The sequence below is a fragment of the Salmonella sp. SJTUF15581 genome (assembly GCF_043356775.1).
GTDB lineage: Bacteria > Pseudomonadota > Gammaproteobacteria > Enterobacterales > Enterobacteriaceae > Salmonella > Salmonella enterica.
Genome location: NZ_JBEUJY010000006.1, coordinates 43,678 through 65,498 on the forward strand (window position 1 = coordinate 43,678; position 21,821 = coordinate 65,498).

Below are 21,821 nucleotides of genomic sequence, written 5' to 3' on the forward strand. Positions count from 1 at the left end.
TACTGTACATTCATACAGTATAGTAAAGTGACGGAGGCAGCATGGATTACGAAATCAGGCAGGAACAAAAACGCAAGATAGCCGGTTTCCACATGGTCGGTCCATGGGAACACACCGTGAAGCAGGGTTTTGAACAACTGATGACGTGGGTGGATCGACAGCGGATCGTGCCAGTTGAATGGATTGCCGTCTATTACGACAATCCAGATGTCGTACCTGCGGAAAAACTCCGCTGCGATACCGTGGTGTCCGTGGCAGAGAATTTCATCCTGCCGGACAATAGCGAAGGCGTAATCGTGACCGCCATTGAAGGCGGCGAATATGCCACTGCTGTCGCGCGAGTGGAAGACCGTGACTTTGCGAAGCCGTGGGAACGGTTTTTTGACGTCCTCGAGCAGGATAGCGCTTATCAGATAGCCTCTGCGCCCTGTTTTGAAACCTATCTGAATAACGGCATGGAAGATGGATACTGGGATATTGAAATGTATATTCCGGTACAGCGGAAGTGATCGACTGGTTTCCTGGCTGAAAAGAGCGGACGGATAATGTGTTCCGTCCGCCAGTGCGCTATTTTTGCTATAAAGCAGGTACAATGCATTTTTTGCCATTCCCGTAAGGAGCGCAAGCGTGCGTGCCGATAAGTCATTAAGCCCTTTTGAAATACGGTTGTACCGTCATTATCGCATCGTGCATGGCATACGTATCGCCCTGGCGTTCATTCTTACCTTTCTGCTGGTTCGTCTGTTTTCTATTCCCGAGGGCACATGGCCGCTAATCACGTTAGTGGTGATTATGGGGCCCATCTCATTCTGGGGAAATGTAGTGCCTCGTGCTTTTGAGCGCATAGGCGGTACGATCCTGGGCGCGGCGTTAGGGCTGGTGGCGCTACGCCTGGAGCTCTTTTCCTTACCGCTGATGCTGGTGTGGTGTGCGATAGCGATGTTTTTGTGCGGCTGGCTGGCCTTAGGGAAAAAACCGTATCAGGCGCTACTGATAGGCATAACGCTCGCCGTTGTTGTCGGCGCTCCCGCTGGTGATATGGATACGGCATTATGGCGTGGCGGGGATGTGATTTTGGGGTCGCTACTGGCGATGTTGTTTACCGGCATCTGGCCCCAGCGCGCCTTTTTGCACTGGCGCATCCAACTGGCGCATTGCGTCACGGCGTATAATCGGGTGTATCAGGCAGCGCTGTCGCCGAATTTGCTGGAGCGCCCCCGGTTGGATAAACATTTGCAACGGTTGCTGAACGATGTCGTCAAAATGCGCGGGCTGATAACGCCTGCCAGTAAAGAAACCCGGATACAAAAATCTATTTTCGAGGCCATTCAGACCATCAACCGCAATCTGGTTTGTATGCTTGAATTACAAATCAATGCCCACTGGGCGACGCGCGCCAGCCATTTTGTGATGCTTAACGCGCACACATTGCGTGAAACCCAGCAGATGACGCAGCAAACCTTGCTAACGATCGCCCACGCGTTGTTTGAAGGCAACCCGCAGCCGGTACTGGCAAATACCGGTAAACTGAATGATATTGCTGCCGAGTTGCGACAGCTAATGAACGAGCAGCAGGGCGACGCGGTGGCTGAAACCCCCATCCACGGCTATGTTTGGCTAAGTATGGAAACGGCCCGACAGTTGGAACTGCTTTCACACTTGATCTGCCGGGCTTTGCGCAAATAAAAAGCAGATGGGGCGAATGAATTTGTTGCTGCTTCGATTCAGCAAAGATTAAGAGTATGATACTAATATAAGGATAAAATGAGTGCTACTGGCAACGATTTTATCCCCGAACCTTCAGGTTTCCCCAGACGGCGACGTAACGGTGTTTCCTCTGGCGGCTTGAAGTATGACGGGGATAAACGTAATGTTTATCCACTAGCAGTTGCTTAACGAATCCGAATCTCACATTATCAGGGGTGTAAAAATGGAAACAACCAAGCCTTCTTTCCAGGACGTGCTGGAGTTTGTTCGTCTGTTCCGTCGTAAAAATAAACTGCAGCGTGAAATTCAGGACATTGAGAAGAAGATCCGTGACAACCAGAAGCGTGTGCTGCTGCTGGACAACCTGAGCGACTACATCAAGCCAGGTATGAGCGTTGAGGCGATTCAGGGTATCATCGCCAGTATGAAAAGCGACTATGAAGATCGCGTTGATGACTACATCATTAAAAATGCCGAAATCTCCAAAGAGCGTCGCGACATTTCCAAAAAGCTGAAAGCGATGGGCGAAATGAAACACGCCGATGTAAAAGCCGAATAATGCGCTACGGCAGTGGGAGCGTATATCAGGCTCTCACTGCAGTTTGACCCCGCCAGTGACCATCTTGAGTAAATGTTGTTTTGGCCAGTGTCGGGTAAGTTTTTTCTCTGCCAGCTTATCTTTCAGGCGCGTAATATCATGACGTTTCCGGTCCAGCATCAGACCCACCACGCTACCGCTATGCGCCACGTTCAATCCGTATAAATCACACTCTTCGACCAGCGACAGCAGGGCGGTAAATCCTGGCTTAGGTAACAGCGTCTGGCTGGCGATAGCGCTAAGCGTAGCCGCCTCACCCAGTCGGAGCGGATTTTGCGTTATACAGGCTTCCTGCACCAGATTCCAGGCCTGCTGCAAGGTTGCTGAACTTGCTATTAATTTCTGCTGGCGAGGGAGACGGTGGTAATCTTGCGTGCGCAGTGTGACCGGACTTTCCAGTACCAGCAAATCGATTGGCGGCGGTGGCTCGCAGGCGATTTGCGTGACCGCATTATTATGATCAAACAGCGTTAACTGATGAAAAACGGTGCTATCAGTGGGTTCGATTGAGACGCAAAGCTGTGCAAGGGTGGTTTCATCCAGCGAATGGCCAAGATGATGCGCCGTTGCCACCGCCGTAGCGGCAATATCTGCGGTGCTGCTGGCCATGCCTTTGGCAACAGGAATTGACGAACGCACATCGACGCGAATCTCGTTACTCCAGTGCGCAGGATACTGCCAGTGCGCCAGAACGCGCTCCACCATCGCCCGCGACAATGGGCGTTCGTTTACCAACGGCGGCGCAGCCGTGACTGCTACGGTGCTGTACCAGTCAACGGGGCAGGAGACCAGTTTCTCACTGCCCAGAATCCATCCCTGGATAAGTTCCCCGCATGAGGCGGGGCATTGCGCAACAGCCACGTTATCACCTTTCAGGTACGAATAGTGTGCGCGCATAGTGTCATGGTAAAAGCATTATTACCATGACTTGCCGCAATGCGTCGTTTAACCCTCTCAGGCTGGTACACAAAGCCCTTCCGTGGCCGGTAGCGCAATGCGCATAACGTCTTGTGCGATCATTAACTCTTCGTTGGTGTTGATGACGGCGACTTTCACCAGGGCGTTCTCCGTCTGGATAAATGTCGCATTACGCTGATTTTTCTCTTCATCAACGGCTAAGCCCAAAAATTGCAAATTATGGCACACCGCCGATCTGGCGCGCGCTGAGTTCTCGCCAATGCCCCCAGTGAATACCAGCGCATCCAGTCCTCCCATTTGCATAATATAGCTGCCAATGGTGGCGCGAATGCGTTCGGCAAACAGAGTGAGAGCGAGTTTAGCCTGCCGGTTACCGGTATTGGCTGCCTGTTCGACATCGCGGTAATCAGACGACACGCCAGAAACGCCCAGCAAGCCTGACTCATTATTTAATAACTGATTCAACTGTTGCGGCGTTTTGCTTTCGCGCTGGGCTATCCACGGCAGAATAGAGGGATCAATATCTCCGCTACGGGTGCCCATCATCACGCCTGACTGCGGCGTAAAGCCCATCGACGTATTGACCGAACGCCCGTTCTTGATGGCGCAGATGCTGCTACCGTTTCCAAGATGACAACAAATCACCCGTAATGCGCTGAGTGGTACGCCCAGCTTTTCCGCCAGAACGCCGCTGACATACTTATGGCTGGTGCCATGAAAGCCATAACGGCGAATCCCCAGTTCCGCGTAATAATGCCAGGGAAGCGGGTAAATATAGGCGGGTTCATCCAGCGTCTGGTGAAATGCCGTATCAAACACGGCTACGGAAGGGGCATCAGGCAACAGTTGACGAAAAACGTGAATACCCAACGCGTTTACCGGGTTGTGAAGCGGGGCCAGTTCAGCAAGACGTTCGATTTGCGCTAACGTTTCATCCGTGACCAGCGTCGAGTCTTTAAAAAACTCACCGCCGTGCGCCACACGATGGCCCACCCCGTCAATGTCCCGCAGACTGTTAATGATTTGATAACCCAGCAGCTTTTCCAGAAGCAGCGTTACCGCATCGCGATGATCGGCAACGGGGACGGTTTCCTGCCATTTTTGGCTGTGCGTCTTAATTGTCACCTGCGCATCCGCCATTCCAATACGCTCAATCAGCCCCTGGCAGAGCATGTCGCCCTGCGGCATCTCCAGCAGCTGGAACTTTAACGATGAGCTACCGGCGTTAATGGCCATTATTTTGTAAGACATAAAGGTTCCTTCGAATTCAGAAAATCCAGCACGGCGTCGAGACCCGAATTATTCAACGCGCTGGTAATAAAAATCTGCCGGGCGCCAGCCTGCGTAAGCCATTCCGCAACCAGCGAAATACGCTGCGGGTCGGCGAGATCGGCCTTGGTGACCAGGCCAATCGTCGGGCGGTTCATCGGGACGGTAAACCCCGGAGAAAAGGGCGACCACTGGGCGTCGGCATTCAGCACCAGCGCGATAACGTCGGCTTCGCAGGCGCTGGTCAGCAGGGCGCTATACAGGCAGCGGTTCTCCAGGTACTCGCCCGGCGTGTCGATGGCCATCGGCGACCATTCAATGGCCTGGGTTTTCTTATAATGGAGCGCTTCGCCGCGCAGGCTTTGGGTCAGCGAGGTTTTCCCGCACTGGCTGGGGCCGATAAACATCAAACGCTTCATTGGATTACGTCCGGGTGATCGAGCAGGTAGTGAACTGCATCATCTCGCCCAGCGTGCGCGTTACCTGCTTGAGGGCATATTCCACGGCGGAAACATCGCCGGTCAGCACCACCGCGCCGGTAAAGCGGTCAAGAAAACCAATCTCCACCGCGCCGGATTTGGTGGCGATATCGCAGGCGATAATCGATGCTTCGCTCGGCGTGATGGTAAGGATGCCAATCGCGGAGACCGCATCCGGCAGGCCCAGCTTCTTAAAGAGATCTTTCCCTGGATTGGCAATCAAGTGCGCGAGGGTGACCTGTTTCCCCGGCACGTATTCCTGAATCATGCGATCCGTTGTCGGTTGTCTTTCCATTATCCCTCCACCATCTGTCGCCACATGGCTTCATGCGGGCGCGGGATCACCGAGCGGTAAACCAGCAGCCCTTTTTCCCCCGCGCTTTCGCTGGCAACCGTCACGGCGTTGTTGACGTCAGAAACGTCGCCCGCCACCACCATGTAGCATTTACCGCCGATGCCGAAGGCCATATGCACCCGCACCAGGGTGACGTTTGAGCCTTTCACCGCCCGGTCTGCGGCGCTAATGCAGGCCGCCACGCTCCAGGTTTCGACGATGCCGACCGCCTGGCGCTTATCCACGCTGTTCAGGCCGCTGATGGCCGGAAGTACGCTGGGATGAATATTCGCCAGCACCAGGCTGTCGACGAGCATCTCGTCGGCCTGCGACGTACCGGTTTCAATGGCCTGCTGGATAGCGCCGATATCGCCGCCCAGCATCAGTAAAAACTTACCTGGGCAGATGGTCTTGCTGACCAGTAGATCGACGTTGGCGCTTTTCAGCATGGCATCACCAAGCTCCATGCCTTTGGCGATGCTGGTGAGTTCTAAAATTCCTATAGCCTGAGACATGGTTAACCTCTTACAACCGTGATGGCCTGTTCGCTGATGGCCGATACAACGCCGTCGATGCTGGCGTGAATCGGCGCGCCTAATGCACCTGCCGGGACATCGGCAATGCACTGTCCGCGCGTCACGCGCTCGCCGACGGCAACAGTCGGTACTGCGCTGGCACCAATATGCTGGCGCAGTTGCAAAGTGACTTTTTCTACTGACGGCTCTTCTTCAACCAGCGGTGCTTCCTGGTACCAGGGGCTTAGTCCCAGTTTGGCGATCAGCCGCTTCACCGGCACCAGGCGATATTTCGCCATTTCGTCGGCCGGGTTCAGCGGCCCTACGTAGCGCTGGTTTTGCGCCCGCAGCTCGCGTTTTAACATGCGGTTGATGCGCATCGGCGAGATCCCCACCGGGCAGGCCACGCTTTCGCAAACGTTGCATTCCGAGCAGGTAAGGGCGCTCAGCAGCAGCTGCGGCGTGGCGGCCTGGTGAAAGTTCACTGCCCGCACCAGCAGGTGCGGAGAGAGTTCGTGGCCGATCAGGTGTCGCGGACAGAGATCGGTACACAGTCGGCACTGTTCGCAGACGGTGCGCGCGACGGAAAGCACCGTGCGCTCGTCCTGCATTCTCCGCTGGATAAGCGGATGGCTTTTGGGGAGCACCAGCAGGCCGCCGGTAGTTTTCGTCACCGGGTTATCAAGAGAGGTAATCAGGCCACCCATCATCGGGCCGCCGTTAATAAAACCAGGGTCGTCGACCGTTGCGCCGCCCGCCAGCGCCAGCACTTCATGCAGTGACATGCCGATAGGAACGGTAACGGTCAACGGTCTGGCGACCGCGCCGTTCACGGTCAACGTGCGACGAGTGACCGGAAATTGCTGCTCGACCGCCCGGGCAATATTCAGCACCGTTTGCACGTTATTGACGACCACGCCGACGCTGGCCGGTAGCGCAGCCGGGGCGACCCGGCGGCCGGTTGCCATCCAGATAGTCAGCACCTCATCGCCCGCAGGATAAACATCCGGCAGGATATGCAGGCGGATACCGGCTGGCAGCTGCGGGGTGAGCGCGTCGATGGCCCGGCGGTATTTTTCTTTCAGGGCTATCACCCCTTCGCGCGCGCCGGTTGCCGTCATCGCGTACTGCACGCCGCGAACAAGACGCGCGGCCTGCTGCCACATCAGTTGCTGGTCAACTTTGAGCATCGGTTCACACTCGGCGGCGTTCACCAGAAAAATCTCTACCTGCGCCTGTAGTTTGACGTGAGCGGGAAAACCTGCGCCGCCCGCGCCGACAACGCCCGCTGCGCGAACGCGCTCGCGAATTTCATCAGCGCTATAAGACATTTCAACGACGTTGACGGCGGTACTCATAGCAGTTCCTCCAGCAGTTCCCGAATGGCTTCGGCATTGGCCGGGCGCGGGTTAGTGCGCAGCGTAACGTCAGCCAGCGCAGCCTGCACCATCGCCGGAATGCGTGCGGAAAAGTCGGATCTTCCTTCTTTAAGCGCAACGGCCAGTGAGGGAAGGGCGCAGCGTTGCTTAAGCAGTTCGATTTGCTGAATCAGCGCATTGATCGCCGCAACGTCATTGGCTTCTGCCGGGCAAAAGCCGCAGGCTTTGGCCATCCGCGCGTAGCGTTTGGCGGCGCGCGGGTCACCCGCGTTAAAGCGGATCACCGTCGTGAGCAGCAGCGCATTGGCCAGCCCGTGCGGCAGATGGAACTGTCCGCCGAGCTGGTGAGCTATCGCGTGGTTAAGACCCAGTCCCGCCTGGCTGAATGCCATCCCCGCCAGCGTTGAAGCATTGTGCATTTTCCCGCGCGTCGCTACGCAGTCGCCTTTTTCCACCGCCGTGGGCAGATACTGGAACACCAGTTTGGCGGCTTTTTCCGCCAGCGCGTCGGTAAAGTCGCTGGCGTGCGGTGACACCCAGGCCTCCAGGGCGTGGGTCAGCACGTCCATACCGGTGTTGGCGGTAATCTGCGGCGGTACGCTGACCACCAATTCCGGGTCAAGGATCGCCATATCCGGATACAGCGCATTGTTGAACAGCGGGTACTTGATGCCTTTATCCGGGTCGCTAATTACGCAGGCGCTGGTGACTTCCGAACCGGTGCCGCTGGTGGTCGGGATCGCCACGCAGGTTTCGATGTTGATCCCGCTCTGCTGGCTAAACCAGACAATCGCTTTCGCCGCGTCCATTGCCGAGCCGCCGCCAAAACCAATTACCACCTGCGGCTGCAGGGCCTGCATTTGCGCAATGCCCTGCACCACGGTATGGATGGTGGGGTCCGGCGTTATCTCGCTAAATACGCTGATGCGGTTATCTGCGGGCAGCGCGTTACGCAGGGTATCCAGCAGCGGAGAGCGCGCCAGAAAACCATCGCAGATTATCCAGATGTGCTTATTGGTAAAGCGCTTGAGCACCGCCAGGCTGCCCTGACCGCTGTACAACCGCGTTTGTAGTGAGAAGGTATTCATCGCGACCTCGGTTAGCGAATAGAAAAGCCGTTGGTCAGCACGCAGCGCCGGGAGCGGGCAAAAGTACGCGCTGACGTGGTCCCTTCACCGGTTGGCGTGGCGATAGTGAAGGTGGTAAAGCCTTCGCCGCCGACGCCGATCCCGGCATAAGAGGGGCCGTTTTTGACGAATATCGAGGTTTGCAGGGTGCGGGCCGCGAGGTTCAGGCGCGACACGTTCTGCGAGTGCATGATAGCGGTGTGATGCAGCCCCTCTTCAACCTTCAGCGCCAGCGCCAGCGCGCTATCGAAATCGCTGACTTTTACCACCGGCAGCATCGGCATCAACTGTTCGCTGGTGACCCACGGATCGTCAGCGTTAACCAGCGCAATCAGCAGACGCGGTGCTTTTGCAGGGACAGCGATCCCGGCGGCTTCCAGCATGGCCGATGGGCTCTTGCCGACCAGTTTTTTATTCGCCTGGCCTTCTGGCAGGCAGGCGGCGCGGAGTTTGTCGGTATCGGCAGGGCTTAGCAGCAGCGCACCGAAGGTTTGCATTTGCTGCACCAGACGCTCGGCGACGCTCTCCACTACGATCAGGCTCTTCTCGGCAATGCAGGGCAGGTTGTAATCGAATGACGCGCCGTTAATGATATCTTCCGCCGCTTTCACCAGGTCTGCCGTTTCATCGACGATGCAGGGCGGGTTACCCGCGCCAGCGCCAATCACCTTCTTACCGCTCTTCATGCCCATTGCTACAATGCCCGGGCCACCGGTAATTGCCAGTACTGCGATTCGCGGGTGGGCCATCATCTGCTGGGTTGCTTCGAAAGTCGGTTCAGCCACGGTCACCACCAGATTGCGGATGCCGCAGCAGCGGAAGGCAATCTCTTCAATCAGGCTAATCAGCTTCAGAGAGACCTTTTTCGCGCCCGGATGCGGGCTAAAGTAGATACTATTGCCCGCCGCCAACATGCTGATGCTGTTATTGATGATGGTTTCCGTCGGGTTGGTGCTTGGGGCGACTGAACCGATGACGCCAAACGGCGAGTATTCAAAGAGTACCATGCCGCCGTCACCGGTCAGCGCGGTGGTGGTGAGGTCTTCTACGCCCGGCGTGTTGTCCAGCGCAGCCTTGTTTTTGAGGAATTTATCTTCTTTGTTGCCCATTCCCGTTTCATTGGCGCTCTCCTCTGCCAGAGCAGCCAGCAGCGGCGTCAGTTCCTGACGCATCGCGCTGATGATAGCGCTGCGGGTTTTCAGCGGACACTGCTGATAACGTAAGAACGCCTGATGCGCGGCGTCGATGGCCTCGCTCACGGACTGGAAAATCCCTTTGCCCTGAGGCTGGGCCGGTGTTTGCGCTGGCGTGGTTAATTGCTCGCTAAGAATGGTGCGAATCAGGGTTTCGAGTTCAGAAGTATTCATTGATGTGTTCCCACGTTAATAGCCGCGATGGCGGTCTGTGCTATGTCCATGTCCTGCTCAACGCTGCCGCCGCTGATGCCAAGACCCCCAATTAATATGCCGTCGCGCCATAGGGCGTAACCGCCGCCAAAGGTGACCACTTTTCCCTGTAAATGACTTTCCAGGCCATAAAGCGCGGCGCCTGGCTGAACAACATCGCTCAGCTCATGGGTCGCCGTTTTCATCGCCACTGCGGTCCATGCCTTTTTCGGCGCCAGTTCGCTGCTGACCAGCAGGGCGTCCGGCATCCGCCAGGTCACAGTTTCCGTGCCGTGCGCGTCAACGATGCTGACGACTACCGGAACCTGCAGTTGCTGCGCGCGTTCAACGGCGGCGCGGGTGAGCTGGTGCAGATCGTGGAATGAGAGGGCCACGGGCGTTGTCTCCTTGCTGCGGGTCGGCTGGCTGGCAGCCAGATAGCGCTTGCTAACTTCACGGATGATGTTGGCCTGGTGCGCATCGCTATCTTCCGCGCGGGCCAGGGCGTACAGGCAGTCCGATAAGCGGTTGATGTAGCGCATCAGCACCTGGCGTACGTTGACTTCAGTTGCCAGTTCAACCAGACGGCGTTCGGCGCGGCGCGCCAGCGTGCGGGCAAAATGTAATCGGCTCGCGGCTTCGCAGCGTCCGGGTAAAATAAAGCTGTGCAGCGGTTCGACGCGGGCCATTGCCCGATCGATAGCGGCTTCCAGAGCCGAAATCTCTTCGCTGCTGATGTAGCGCTGTTTGGGCGACGGCTGCTCGCTGTCGCTGGCCAGCTCTGCGCTAAACCAAAAAAGTTGCTGCTGGATGGCCTCGAGTAAGGTGCGGTGATTTTCATCCGCAGCGGCGCAGGCGCACAGGCTCAGCGCGGCGTTCAGCTCATCCAGCGTGCCGTAGGCTTCAACCCGCGGGTGGGTTTTGCTCACCCGCTGGCCGGTAAACAATGATGTGGTGCCAGCGTCACCTGTTCGGGTATAAATCGCCATAACCGCCCCTTAACGCGAAAGCGTATCTACAATGCCGACAACGGCGAGGTCGATGGCCTCATTTGGCCCGGAAAAAACGTGCCTGGCGCTGGAGCCGCCGCTGAGCAAAACCAGTTCGCCGACGCCCGCGCCGACGGAGTCCACGGCCACTTCATCGCCGGAGGTGGGCGAGGCGGGGAGTTCGCCATCGGCGCTGACCCGACGCACCAGCAGCAGCTTTTTCCCAATCAAAGAAGGTGATTTTTGCGTGGAGACAACCGCGCCCGTGACTCGTGCCAGATGCATGATTTACTCCTGCTTAATTAATTGAATATTCCGCGCATTGGCTGCGTCACGCGCCATGGCGGTCACGATGCATTTGCGGTGGACAACCACACGCCCCCGGCTTAGCAGCGCGACATCGCGATAGCTCAGCACCGAACCCGCATGCAGAACCAGCGGCAGTCCGTGCTCGTCGGTGAATACCAGCGGCAGACGAGCCAGTTTTTTTACCGGGATAACCGGCAGCAGCTGGCTGTGCAGGCTGAGCTGTACGCGGATGCCAAACGCCAGCGCGTCGTGAATTTTTCGGGCTGCGGCATCGTCGGTTTCTGCATCCGCAAGCTGACCCAGCAGCGGCAGGTCGACGAGCAGGATGCGCAGCGACGCGTGCTGACAGAACAGCGCTGGACAGTCGGCATCGCGAAGTTGCGTAACGCTCAGCGTCGCCGTGCTCCGGGCACGGCGCTGCAGCCGGGAGACAATCTCCTCGACAATGCGCTGCAGAGTTTCGCCGTTCATCGCGGGCCTACCAGCCGGGCAAAGGCCTGCGGGTTATCGGCACCAGCGGCGTTGGCTTCATCGGTATCAATGTGCATTTCGAGGCGCATGTCCGGTGAAACGCGAATCGCCACGTTGTTGAAAATCAGCCCGCGATCGTCGCCTTCAATCGCCACTGAAACCATATCGCCGTGGGAAACCCGCAGGATCAGCGCATCAAGCGGCGACATATGGATATGCCGCTGCGCGACGATAACCCCGGAAGGTAGCTCCAGTTCGGCAAAGGGGCTGACCAGGCGGATGCCCGGCGTCCCCTTCAGGTTGCCGGACATTCTCAGCGGCGCGGCAATCCCCAGCGTTCTCGCATCGGTACGCGAAATTTCCACCTGGCTTACCGAGCGCAGCGGGCCGAGCAGGCGTACATTTTTGAGCTGCCCTTTCGGTCCCACCAGAGTGACGGTTTGCTCCGCGGCGTATTGTCCCGGTTGCAGCAGCGCTTTTTTCTCGCTGATGGGATGGCCGGGAAACAGCCGCTCATAATCCTGTGCGGACAGGTGGATATGACGGTTTGAGACGCCCAGCGGGATAGGCCGCAGGCGCATCTCATCAAGAACTTTACTGACCGTTGATTGCAGAAGCTCTTTATCCATTACGCTTCACCTCGCTTACCGGGATGAATGCAAAGCGTGCGAGGTTCGCCCTTCTGGCGAGGACATTTTGGATCCAGACACAGGTTGCAACTGACCAGTTCTGATTCCTGCGGGGCCTCTTCTGCTGGCGCTTCAGAAACGACATCAGCTATCTCTGACTCTTCAGGCTCAGGTTCAATGACGGAGGGTGGGGGTGTCTCTGCGAGCAGGATCCCTTCTCCGGGCCTGGCGATAACCTTGTGGGCCACCAGGCCATTCCGCTGTTCGGCAAATTGCGCACCGGTGGTGATGGCCGCCTGCACGGAGGCCACATCACCGGTAATTTTAATCACCATCCAGCCTGAACCATTGGTCTTTTCGAGGGCGAGCAGCGTGATAGAAGCGGATTTCGCCATGATATCGGCGCAGCTGATAGCCAGTGCCAGACCACAAACTTCAAGTAATCCCAGTGATTGCTTCACGCGGTGCTCCTTATTCGCCATCGATTAGGCTGATTTCGGTAAAATGGCCTCAACATCGCTGTGCGGACGCGGGATAACGTGGCAGGATTTCACTTCACCCACGACGCTTGCCGCCGCGCTGCCTGCATCTACGGCTGCTTTAACCGCGCCGACGTCGCCGCGAACCATGACGGTAACCAGGCCAGAACCAATTTTTTCGTAGCCCACCAGCTGTACGTTGGCGGATTTAACCATTGCATCGGCGGCTTCAATGGCGCCGACCAGCCCTTTTGTTTCAACCAGTCCCAGTGCGTTATTCATACTGCCGTTCTCCTGTGATTAAGCATGGAGATCCCGAAAAGGGATCCCTTTGACCAGCCGTGCCGCGTTATTACCGGTATTGCGATGGGCCTGACTGTCCTGATGATGCATCAGCGTGAAAAGCGGTGCCGATGCGGGTAAATTCTTGTAATGCACGACCAGCGAGTGTCGATCGCAGGCTATGCCAACCAGCAGCGGCGAGCTGCGCGCCGCCTGCCATGCGCTGTCAACGACATCTCCAGCCGGGTGACGCTGAAGCAGGAAAGGGATGCCTTCCTCTTCGATACCCAGCAGCACTTCGTGCCAGAGGCTGGCGCAGTCGTTGATAACGGTAATGACGATAGCCGGGGCGCTGTGATTACTGTCCATATGCAAATTCCTTGTGCCAGGAGAGAATCAGGCCGGTGGCCACCGCGTTTCTTGGGCCTTCGCTGCCGCGAATATTTCCTCGCCCGGCGACCAGGCGGTAGTGCGCCAGCGCATCGGTGACCAGCTGCGGAACTTCAAAATCCAGCGACGAGCCGCCGACCAGCACCACGAACGGAATATCGCGAATGTTGCCGGTTGGACTGACCTGGCGCAGCGCGCGCAGGGCGTTGGTGACAAAGACACGTTCTTTAGCGCTGCGGCGAATGGCGCGCACTTTTTCCAGCGCTAAGTCGCCGGGAAGCGGCACCAGTTCGTCCGGTTTCACCACGCAGACGCGGGCGAACACGGCGGGAGGCAGCGGCGTCGGGAAGAACTGGACGCTGCCGTCCTCGTGGCGTAAGTGGAACAGGCTTTCGACCTTAGCCAGCGGGTATTTTTTGATCTCTTCCGCCAGATAGCGGTCTTCCAGCCCCAGTTCGCGGGCAATAATCATCGTGACCATGTCGCCTGCCCCGGCGAGATGGGTGGCGATGATTTCGCCTTTAGGGTTGATGATGGAGGCATCGGTGGAGCCCGCGCCGAGGTCGAGGATCGCCAGCGGTCGGGTGGTACCCGGCGTGGTCAGCGCGCCCAGAATGGCGGCTTCAGCCTCAGCGCCGCCGATCTGCACGTCGATATTAAGCTTCTGCTCAATTTCACGGGCAATCATCGCCATCTGCAGACGGTCTGATTTCACCATCGAGGCGATGCCGACGGCCTGCTCCAGCGAGAACTCCCCGGCCAGACCGCCGGTGACGCTCACCGGAACCGAGGTGTCAACGGCCAGTAGATCCTGAATGAAAATCTCACTGCTCGGCTTGTTGGTCAGTTCGGCCATGGTCTGGCGCACGTGCTCCAGCATGCCGCCGATATTGGTCCCGGCCTCGCCGGTGACGTTGTCGAGCTTGCCGCAGCCGTCCACCGCTTTCATGATGGCTTCGGCACCGGCGGCAACATCCACGCGCACGGTACGACCCTGCGCCTGCAGCTCCAGGTTACCGGCGGGTATTGCGCGCGCTTTGACGTCGCCGGATGGCGTTTTAACCACCACGGCGGAACGGTTGCCGATCAGCGCGCGCGCCATCGGGACGATGTTTTTTGTCTCATCGGCGTTGAGATTAAATACGGTGGCGATACCGTAAGGGTTAGAGAGGGTTTCGATAACCTTTCCCGGCACGGCGACTTCAATCGCCGCCAGCATCCCCAGCGGAATGCGGTCGATGTACAGAACTTCATCGACAATCGGTAGCGATTTTTCCAGCCGGTTGCTGACCAGTACGCCATCGTCGCGCTGCAAAATGACGCCGGTAATCTGGTATCCGGCGCGCATTGAGGCGTTGATAACATTGGCGATATCGGCAAAATCAAAGGCTGACGATACCACCAGAATATAGGACGAGTCCGCCGGGCGGGTTAACAGCTCCTCCGGCGTAATCGTGATACCCACACCAAGGCCTACTCCGCCCGGCGTTTTTGGGTTATGGCCGATCATTGTCGATTCGGTGATGATGGTTTCGGTAATGGTTTCCATCGCCACATCGCCAATCACCGGCGTGGCTTCGTTAATGCGGATGAGTGAAATATCGCTGACATTGATCCCCGCGCGCTTTGCGATGAGGGCGAGCGCTTCCTGAATGCCGAACACGTTACGCAACGTGCCTTTGATCCCGGTCGTTTCCGCCAGCGCGCTGTGGGTGATTGTCAGCGCGCCAGCCTCATTCAGAGTCGCCAGGGCGACTTCCGTCGATGAGTTACCAATGTCAATGCCAGCTATATATCGCATACGAAATCCTTAATCGTCGCCTTTGAGTTTTTTACGCTCAACGTACAGTCCTGCCGCTTCACGAACGAAAGCTGCGCAAATCTTTGCCTGATAACGGTTTTCGAGATCGTCGGCGATAGCGAGCAGCTCTTCTTTCGTTGAACGATACGGACGAAGGGCGTTGTAGATTTCAAGAATGCGATCGTCCGGTACCGCGGTCAGTTCGGCGGCGCGTTCGAAGTTCATCGCCAGCCGGTCGCGGCCCGCATCTTTGGCGATAGACGCCTGTAAGCGCAGGGTTTCCGGGGTAATACGCATATCCTGAGCGGTGACTTTATTGCTCAGCACGTTTTCCAGCGTAAAGTCGTCCAGCGTTTTATTGGTGGCGGTTTTCACCCATTCCGGGTGTTTGTTCGCCAGCGGGTAGTCGCTGACCTTTGCGCTGCGGGACGTGCCGCCTGCCGCAGGAGCTGCTGCTGGCGCATCGCCCTGCAGGCTGTTCATGCGGCTCAATACGTCCCGGACCATCGATTCAATTGCGTCGGTATTCATGGAGTTATCCTTTATCAAAGCGCCACGCGCAGTTCCTGCGGGTTTTTGCCCGTCACGACGTACTTGGTCTCTTTAATGTGCAAAATGGCCGACTTTGCCTGGTACTTCGGGCGTGCCATCTGGTCATTGAGCGTAGGGACCGGCTGCGGTGATTCGCGTTTCGCATAACGGGCGGCGTTTTTACCAATCTGACGGTAGGTTTCCAGCGTCAGCAGCGGTGCCTGCGGGAACAGCTCCAGGTTGGAGAGCGGCGGTAGCCCCTGCTGGTGGATAACCGTAGTACCTTTCGACTGGATGCCGATGGAGATGCCGGATCCGCTCAGGCGGTTACCTTCAACGGCGACGAACGCCACGTCGGAAGATTTAAAGCAGCGAATCACGCGCGCCTTGATGCCTTCTTCTTCAATACCGGCAATGACTTCGCGCAGAATGCTCTTATGCGGTAAGCCCACGATATTGACGGTTTGCGCCAGGCCAAATGCCGGGCCGACGGCGATAATGACTTCGTCCTGCTGAGTGCCTTGGCGCGCTTCGCCCACTTCGGTCAGAAAGCCGTCGCCCGCAGGCGCAGCGGTCTGTGGTGCTGTGGATGCCGCAGGCGCATTAAACGAGACGGGTTTATCGCTGCCCTTCATATCGCGGAGCACGTCTTCAATTATCTGGCGCAGCAATTTTTCATTAATTTCCATTTCTCACCCCTTAATCAATCTCGTTGGGATCAAGAGCGCCAGGGATGTTTTTAATCTCTTCCCAGCGTTCTCCCTGCAGGCGATAACCTGTTGCCGGACCGGCATAGTCATTGACGTCATTAACCGCAGAGAGCACTTGTCCGTCGCCGACGATAATGGCGGAGGTGTGCAAATAGTCGCCGGTTAGCTTGGCTTTCTGGATGTTGAGCATGTCCTGGGCCACGTCGGTAAACCCGCCCTGCGCCAGCGCTTTAACGACTTCCAGACCGTTGCGGTTTTTATTGATGATTTCCTGGGCGAACTTGATGTCTTCGACGATGTTACGCTCCGGCATATCTTTCGAACCGTGGGCATAGGTCGCGGCTTCAACTTCTTCATCGGTAATCGGCGGTAGTCCCATTCCGGCAAACACGGCCTGCAGCGCGCGGGCGGCTTTGTTACGGATGGCGATAACGTCCTCTTCGCGAACCGGGCGCAGACCGCCGTCCACTTTCAGGTCACGCTGGATAACGTTGTAGTCGTCAAAGTCTTCCGCATCTTCGTTGGAACCGGCGAACATGTTGTCGTAGTTCGGCACCGCGGAATAACCGGAGGAGATAAAGTCGGTACCCGGCAGGAACTGCATCAGCAGGCGCGCGGTACGACGCATATCGGAGTGGGTGAAGGTCTGGTCGTTACTGGAGGCGCATTCCAGATCCAGCGAAGAGCAGATCAGGTTTTCCGCCAGCACGGCACGAATGCCTGACGGCACGGCAGACGGTACGCCGATGCAGCTTACGGAGCCGTTTTGCAGCCCCTGAACGCCAGCCGCTTTGGTGATATAGATGCAGCGCGCTTCCAGATACAGCATGGATTTGCCTTCGGCGTAGCCCATCTGCACTTCGGATCCGGAGCCGGAGGTGAAGCGCATTTTCAGGCCGCGAGAGGCGTAGGAAGAGGCTAAGAAGCCCTTCGACCATGGTGTATCGTCACCGTCGGTGAAGACCGGCTCGGTGCCGTAAACGGAGATGGTTTCGGCGTAGCAGGTGTGGCCCAGCATGCCGAGCTTAAGCTCGGTGGCTTCTTCCAGGGAGCACTGCGTCAGTACGCCCGGACGACCAACCTGAGAACCGACCAACAGCGCGATGGCGTTGAACGGCGCGTAGCGTGCTACCGCAACGGTGGTTTCTTGTTCGTCAAACCCGCGCCATGCGCCTTCGGCGGCGTCGGCGGCGATTTGCACCGGGTTATCCTTGACGTTGGTGACGTGTGCCTGCTGAGACGGCGTGCGGCGAGCGCGCATTTTCTGCATCGCCATCATCATTTCGACGACGTTCATATGCGAAACCACTTCAACAATTTTCGCCGGGGTCATGGCGGTGGTCAGCGGAACGATTTCGCTGCGCTTGACGTTAGGATCGCACAGCATATTGGCCAGCTTGACCGAATCCATCGCCATCACTTCTTCGGCGCGGTTCAGGTTGATGCCGTAGCGAGCGATAAAGTGGTCGATCAGGTCGAATTCGCTAACCGGTTTTCCGTCCAGCTCGGTCACCGCGCCGTTAACGATTTTAATCGACGGTTTTGGATCGTTCGGGCTTTCCATCGCGATAAAGCCTTCTTCGATCCACTCCTTAACGAAGCCGTCCTGATTCACAGGGCGTTTCGCCAGTGCTTCAAATCTTTTCGATCTCATGAATCAGCCTCGTGGGTATCAGATGTAGGACGGGCGATCGTTTTTCGGTTCAGAACCGAGGGTCGCAAGGACGGTTTTGCCGATTTCGCGGGCGGAGGTCACCGCCTGGCGGACCGCGCCGGAGTCGCCGGAAATCACCAGAATAGCTTCGTTACTAAAGCTGGTGCCGTGCGCCGGCGAGCTGTACGCCACGACTTCAACGTTGGCTGACTTCAGGGCGGTATCGGCCATCAGTACGCCGACGGAAGCCGGAGCGCCGACGATGACGCCGCAGGCACGGCCAATCGGCGCGCCGAACGCTTTTTCCAGGGCGTAGCTGGCGCGAGCGGTGTACTGCAGCTCGATATGCCCGGCTTCGTTGCCGTAAACATCGCCGAAGGTGCGGTCCAGCTCTTTCAGCGCGACTTCGATACCGCGCTTGACGTCGGACACGTCGTTACCGCCTAAAATAATCAGCGAACCGTGGCCCGCGCCGCCTTTGGTATCGCGCGGCAGCTCAATGCTGACCACTTCGGTGTTGGTGGCTTTCACCGCTTCGTCCGCCGCCATAATGTGCGGGCCTGCGCCGGTGCGGGCGCCGAGAATGCCGATGGAACGATAGCGCTTCTCAAGCTTCATCGCGTCCAGCAGGGCGGTATCGACGTTGGCGATAACCAGGCCCAGGGTATCGCCAATGGCGGTCCCGACAAATTCCGTTAAACTGCAGCTTTTTTCTGCCATAGCCGTCTCTCGTATAGGTTGGGGTTGACCAGGGATGGCCTGTTGTTCCGGCGTTGCCACACGGGCAATCACCTGCGCCATGATCTGTTCCACCAGCTCATTGCTGCTCATTGGCTAATTCCCTTCGGTAAGATTTTTTCTACATCGGTGTGAGGGCGTGGGATGACGTGTACGGCTTTCACTTCACCCACGTTGCGTGCGGCTGCGGCACCTGCATCGGTGGCCGCTTTGACCGCGCCAACATCGCCGCGCACGATGACGGTTACCAGCCCGGAGCCAATCTTTTCATAGCCCACTAACATCACATTGGCTGACTTAACCATTGCATCAGCGGCCTCTATGGCTGCGGTTAAGCCTTTGGTTTCTACCATTCCTAGTGCTTCTTGTTGCATAAAGACCTCGCATGGAGTGTTCCGATAGTGGGGACTATAAGAAGATGCGAGGAAAAAGAATGGCTGACTTGCTGTTGAGCATCAGAAAATAATGGGAAAGCAATATGATTAAATTGCCTTTTATTTTTATAACTCATTGATAATTAAAATTTAATTTATTATTGCCTATATGATTATTTTGTTTTTATTATTTCATTTTTACATTTTTGTTAGTGACGAGAGTATTTTTATTTGATATGGCGAAAGACGCAAAATGTGATGCTTATTCGAAATTGATAAGTTGGCTTGTGCAATATTTTATTATTTCCACAGGCGTATTTTATAGCTCAAATTTCCCGTGTGATGGGCTGATAAAAATATCGGAAAAGCAAAATTTTGCTATCGCAACACGATTTTTCCGGGAGGCAGGCCCGCAGGTTGCCAACAATTTACAGGCGGCACTTTTTATAGTGAGGTTAGCTGTACTCTACCGCCAGCCGAAACTTGCGCTGGCCAGGACACGAACTTTGCTCAGAAGGTGTCACATGAATGATTCTCTAAAGGCGCAATGTGGTGCGGAATTTTTAGGCACCGGACTCTTTTTGTTTTTTGGTATCGGTTGTTTGAGCGCGCTCAAAGTCGCAGGCGCCAGCCTCGGATTATGGGAGATTTGCATTATTTGGGGGCTTGGAATTTCACTGGCCGTTTACCTTACGGCCGGCATCTCCGGCGGACATCTTAACCCTGCGGTGACGATTGCGCTGTGGCTGTTTGCCTGCTTCCCCAAACAGAAAGTATTGCCTTATATTATTGCCCAGTTTGCCGGCGCTTTTGGCGGCGCTCTGCTGGCGTATGTGCTTTATAGTAGCCTTTTTACTGAATTTGAGACTGCGCATCATATGGTGCGCGGTAGCGTCGAAAGTTTGCAATTAGCCAGCATTTTCAGTACCTATCCGGCCGCAGCGCTAAATGTATGGCAGGCTGCGTTGGTGGAAGTGGTCATTACGTCGATTCTGATGGGCATGATCATGGCATTGACGGATGATGGCAATGGCATTCCTAAAGGGCCGCTTGCGCCTTTGCTTATTGGGATACTGGTTGCCGTTATCGGCGCGTCTACTGGACCTCTTACCGGTTTTGCAATGAATCCGGCGCGTGATTTCGGTCCCAAACTGTTCACATGGTTAGCGGGGTGGGGGAACATGGCGATGAGCGGTGGGCGAGAGATCCCTTATTTTATCGTGCCGATTGTCGCGCCTGTTATCGGCGCCTGTGCCGGAGCAGCCATATATCGCTATTTTATTGGTAAGAATTTACCTTGTAACCGCTGTGAACTGTAAGAAAATGCGAACCAGATTCACAGCAATGATGTATCGTAAAAACAGGTGAGATAATTTCGTGATCTGCTTTCACGAACTGATCAAAACGTCTCCCAGCAATGGGAGACTTTTGATATTGTCATTGTACTTTTTATCAGGGCCAGGATAATGCTAATAAAAAGTGAATGTAAATAATGTGTTTTGTTTATAACAATAAATTAACTGAGGGGTTTTATCATGATTTCTGCGAGCGCTCTGAACTCAGAACTCATTAATAAAATCGCACAGGATTTTGCACAAGCCACCGGTCTGGCGGTTGTGGTTGTCAATATTCATGGTGATGAAATATCTGAGCTATTCAATTTCACGCCGTTTTGTCAGTTGATGCGGCAGCATCCCCAGCATAGTACACGTTGTCGTATGAGCGATCGCTGCGGGGGACTGGAGGCATCGAAGTCCGATCAACCCTGTATTTATCGTTGTCATGCCGGTCTAACGGATTTTTCTATTCCGCTGGTAATCGCAGGGCATTTAGTTGGCTTTGTTTTATGCGGGCAGGTTCGTTTAAGTAATGACGTGGAGCTGGTAAACATTCTTAATGTCGACGATCGCTGGCAGGCTGACCCTGAGCTCTTGAATGAATTTCGGAATGTGCCAGAGATGGACTATTCACGCGTTATCGCTTCCGCCGATCTTCTTAAACTGATTGTTGAGAATTGCCTGAAAAAACAGCTCAATTTCGTGGTTATCAAAGACAATCCGCAGCAATCGGAGGCAAATAAAACCACTCGTGGTCCCACTCCGCATGACAGTAAAATGAAAAAAGCGCTTCGCTATATTGATGCGCATTTGTCCGACGATCTTCGTCTTGAGGATGTCGCCTCACATGTCTATCTCAGCCCCTATTACTTCAGTAAACTATTCAAGAAATATCAGGGAATCGGATTTAATGCGTGGGTAAACCGCCAGAGAATGGTTAGCGCAAGAGAATTGCTTTGCCATAGTGACTGGAGTATTGCCAGTATTGCGCGTAATTTAGGTTTTTCGCAAACCAGCTATTTTTGCAAAGTCTTCCGCCAGACCTATCAGGTTACGCCGCAGGCTTATCGCCAGCAGATAAATGAGAATTCTCATCCTCCATCGTTATGAATAGCAATATTTTGCTATTGCCGATTTTTGATAGTCTTTTGTATCTTAATCATTTCAGAAAGAAAATTTATCTGGTGTAACAATAAATTGTCATAGCGCAACAAAATAATAAAATTTAGGGCATAAACTGCACCAGTTTTTATTTTTGTGATGAAGTACAGTGTCAGGAAAGATAAGTTTTATTACGCTTTGTCGATACGTTTTATCGTCAATATACCGATAAGGATGAGTAGATTAACGTCAGATGAGCAACCGCTCAGGCTATTGCTCACAGAAATGTAAAACGTAGCACATTATTAATTGCCG

The 21,821-nt window shown here is 55.6% G+C and carries 26 protein-coding genes; 5 read left to right on the forward strand and 21 right to left on the reverse strand.

The window, feature by feature from the left end:
• Positions 1-41: 41 nt before the first annotated feature.
• The 3 genes from sbmC (at position 42) to ABVN36_RS12230 (ending at position 2,266) form a co-directional block, all read left to right on the forward strand.
• A complete protein-coding gene (gene sbmC, locus ABVN36_RS12220; RefSeq protein ID WP_000384326.1) occupies positions 42-509 on the forward strand; it encodes a DNA gyrase inhibitor SbmC in 468 nt (155 codons plus the stop codon).
• Between the two features lie 118 nt (positions 510-627).
• Positions 628-1,686, forward strand: a complete 1,059-nt coding sequence (locus ABVN36_RS12225; protein WP_001200854.1) for an FUSC family protein — start codon at positions 628-630, stop codon at positions 1,684-1,686.
• A 244-nt stretch (positions 1,687-1,930) separates the two neighbouring features.
• Positions 1,931-2,266, forward strand: coding sequence for a DUF496 family protein (locus tag ABVN36_RS12230; RefSeq protein ID WP_000450405.1), 336 nt, complete (start codon positions 1,931-1,933; stop codon positions 2,264-2,266).
• Between the two features lie 33 nt (positions 2,267-2,299).
• Here the strand turns inward: ABVN36_RS12230 and pduX are convergent, their stop codons facing one another.
• The 21 genes from pduX to pduA all read right to left on the reverse strand — a co-directional run bounded on the left by pduX (position 2,300) and on the right by pduA (position 19,068).
• Positions 2,300-3,166: an L-threonine kinase PduX gene (gene pduX, locus ABVN36_RS12235; protein WP_033903571.1), complete on the reverse strand. Its 867-nt coding sequence runs from the start codon at positions 3,164-3,166 to the stop codon at positions 2,300-2,302.
• 93 nt (positions 3,167-3,259) lie between these two features.
• Positions 3,260-4,474 (reverse strand): propanediol utilization propionate kinase PduW, encoded by a 1,215-nt coding sequence (pduW, locus tag ABVN36_RS12240; RefSeq protein ID WP_000120647.1) that lies wholly within the window; start codon positions 4,472-4,474, stop codon positions 3,260-3,262.
• Positions 4,459-4,911, reverse strand: coding sequence for a propanediol utilization protein PduV (gene pduV, locus ABVN36_RS12245; protein WP_023138001.1), 453 nt, complete (start codon positions 4,909-4,911; stop codon positions 4,459-4,461). Before pduV ends, pduW begins: the two co-directional genes overlap by 16 nt.
• Positions 4,912-4,915: 4 nt before the next feature.
• Positions 4,916-5,266: a propanediol utilization microcompartment protein PduU gene (gene pduU / locus ABVN36_RS12250; RefSeq protein ID WP_000441100.1), complete on the reverse strand. Its 351-nt coding sequence runs from the start codon at positions 5,264-5,266 to the stop codon at positions 4,916-4,918.
• Complete coding sequence (pduT, locus tag ABVN36_RS12255) at positions 5,266-5,820, reverse strand: propanediol utilization microcompartment protein PduT (protein ID WP_023138000.1); 555 nt, start codon at positions 5,818-5,820, stop codon at positions 5,266-5,268. Before pduT ends, pduU begins: the two co-directional genes overlap by 1 nt.
• A 2-nt stretch (positions 5,821-5,822) precedes the next feature.
• Positions 5,823-7,178, reverse strand: a complete 1,356-nt coding sequence (pduS, locus tag ABVN36_RS12260; RefSeq protein WP_023137999.1) for a cobalamin reductase PduS — start codon at positions 7,176-7,178, stop codon at positions 5,823-5,825.
• Positions 7,175-8,287, reverse strand: a complete 1,113-nt coding sequence (pduQ, locus tag ABVN36_RS12265) for a 1-propanol dehydrogenase PduQ (RefSeq protein ID WP_001091455.1) — start codon at positions 8,285-8,287, stop codon at positions 7,175-7,177. The genes pduS and pduQ overlap by 4 nt, the downstream gene beginning before the upstream one ends.
• Positions 8,288-8,298: 11 nt before the next feature.
• Positions 8,299-9,693 (reverse strand): CoA-acylating propionaldehyde dehydrogenase PduP, encoded by a 1,395-nt coding sequence (gene pduP, locus ABVN36_RS12270; protein ID WP_023137998.1) that lies wholly within the window; start codon positions 9,691-9,693, stop codon positions 8,299-8,301.
• The gene (gene pduO, locus ABVN36_RS12275) at positions 9,690-10,700 is read right to left on the reverse strand and encodes a two-domain cob(I)yrinic acid a,c-diamide adenosyltransferase PduO (RefSeq protein WP_001029486.1); all 1,011 of its coding nucleotides are present in this window, start codon (positions 10,698-10,700) and stop codon (positions 9,690-9,692) included. Before pduO ends, pduP begins: the two co-directional genes overlap by 4 nt.
• Positions 10,701-10,709: 9 nt before the next feature.
• Entirely contained in the window at positions 10,710-10,985 is a 276-nt protein-coding gene (gene pduN, locus ABVN36_RS12280) for a propanediol utilization microcompartment protein PduN (RefSeq protein WP_000549825.1), read from the reverse strand.
• Positions 10,986-10,988: 3 nt separating this feature from the next.
• A complete protein-coding gene (pduM, locus tag ABVN36_RS12285) occupies positions 10,989-11,480 on the reverse strand; it encodes a propanediol utilization microcompartment protein PduM (RefSeq protein ID WP_023137997.1) in 492 nt (163 codons plus the stop codon).
• The gene (locus ABVN36_RS12290; RefSeq protein WP_000356726.1) at positions 11,477-12,109 is read right to left on the reverse strand and encodes a phosphate propanoyltransferase; all 633 of its coding nucleotides are present in this window, start codon (positions 12,107-12,109) and stop codon (positions 11,477-11,479) included. Before ABVN36_RS12290 ends, pduM begins: the two co-directional genes overlap by 4 nt.
• Complete coding sequence (gene pduK, locus ABVN36_RS12295) at positions 12,109-12,591, reverse strand: propanediol utilization microcompartment protein PduK (protein WP_077908595.1); 483 nt, start codon at positions 12,589-12,591, stop codon at positions 12,109-12,111. Before pduK ends, ABVN36_RS12290 begins: the two co-directional genes overlap by 1 nt.
• 3 nt (positions 12,592-12,594) lie before the next feature.
• Positions 12,595-12,870: a propanediol utilization microcompartment protein PduJ gene (pduJ, locus tag ABVN36_RS12300; RefSeq protein ID WP_001057755.1), complete on the reverse strand. Its 276-nt coding sequence runs from the start codon at positions 12,868-12,870 to the stop codon at positions 12,595-12,597.
• An 18-nt stretch (positions 12,871-12,888) separates the two neighbouring features.
• Positions 12,889-13,239, reverse strand: coding sequence for a propanediol dehydratase reactivase beta subunit PduH (gene pduH, locus ABVN36_RS12305; RefSeq protein WP_023137995.1), 351 nt, complete (start codon positions 13,237-13,239; stop codon positions 12,889-12,891).
• A complete protein-coding gene (pduG, locus tag ABVN36_RS12310; RefSeq protein ID WP_023137994.1) occupies positions 13,229-15,061 on the reverse strand; it encodes a propanediol dehydratase reactivase alpha subunit PduG in 1,833 nt (610 codons plus the stop codon). Before pduG ends, pduH begins: the two co-directional genes overlap by 11 nt.
• 9 nt (positions 15,062-15,070) lie before the next feature.
• A complete protein-coding gene (gene pduE, locus ABVN36_RS12315) occupies positions 15,071-15,592 on the reverse strand; it encodes a propanediol dehydratase small subunit PduE (RefSeq protein WP_001090597.1) in 522 nt (173 codons plus the stop codon).
• 14 nt (positions 15,593-15,606) lie between these two features.
• Positions 15,607-16,281, reverse strand: a complete 675-nt coding sequence (gene pduD / locus ABVN36_RS12320; RefSeq protein ID WP_000405048.1) for a propanediol dehydratase medium subunit PduD — start codon at positions 16,279-16,281, stop codon at positions 15,607-15,609.
• 10 nt (positions 16,282-16,291) lie between these two features.
• Entirely contained in the window at positions 16,292-17,956 is a 1,665-nt protein-coding gene (gene pduC / locus ABVN36_RS12325; RefSeq protein WP_001256896.1) for a propanediol dehydratase large subunit PduC, read from the reverse strand.
• A gap of 18 nt (positions 17,957-17,974) precedes the next feature.
• Complete coding sequence (gene pduB, locus ABVN36_RS12330) at positions 17,975-18,787, reverse strand: propanediol utilization microcompartment protein PduB (RefSeq protein ID WP_000097500.1); 813 nt, start codon at positions 18,785-18,787, stop codon at positions 17,975-17,977.
• The gene (gene pduA / locus ABVN36_RS12335) at positions 18,784-19,068 is read right to left on the reverse strand and encodes a propanediol utilization microcompartment protein PduA (RefSeq protein ID WP_001183618.1); all 285 of its coding nucleotides are present in this window, start codon (positions 19,066-19,068) and stop codon (positions 18,784-18,786) included. The genes pduB and pduA overlap by 4 nt, the downstream gene beginning before the upstream one ends.
• A gap of 524 nt (positions 19,069-19,592) precedes the next feature.
• Between pduA and pduF the strand changes: the two genes are divergently transcribed.
• Together pduF and pocR are read left to right on the forward strand one after the other, a co-directional pair.
• Positions 19,593-20,387, forward strand: coding sequence for a propanediol diffusion facilitator PduF (gene pduF / locus ABVN36_RS12340; protein ID WP_001000023.1), 795 nt, complete (start codon positions 19,593-19,595; stop codon positions 20,385-20,387).
• A 216-nt stretch (positions 20,388-20,603) separates the two neighbouring features.
• Positions 20,604-21,515, forward strand: a complete 912-nt coding sequence (gene pocR / locus ABVN36_RS12345) for a regulatory protein PocR (RefSeq protein WP_000622326.1) — start codon at positions 20,604-20,606, stop codon at positions 21,513-21,515.
• The last annotated feature ends 306 nt before the right edge of the window (positions 21,516-21,821 follow it).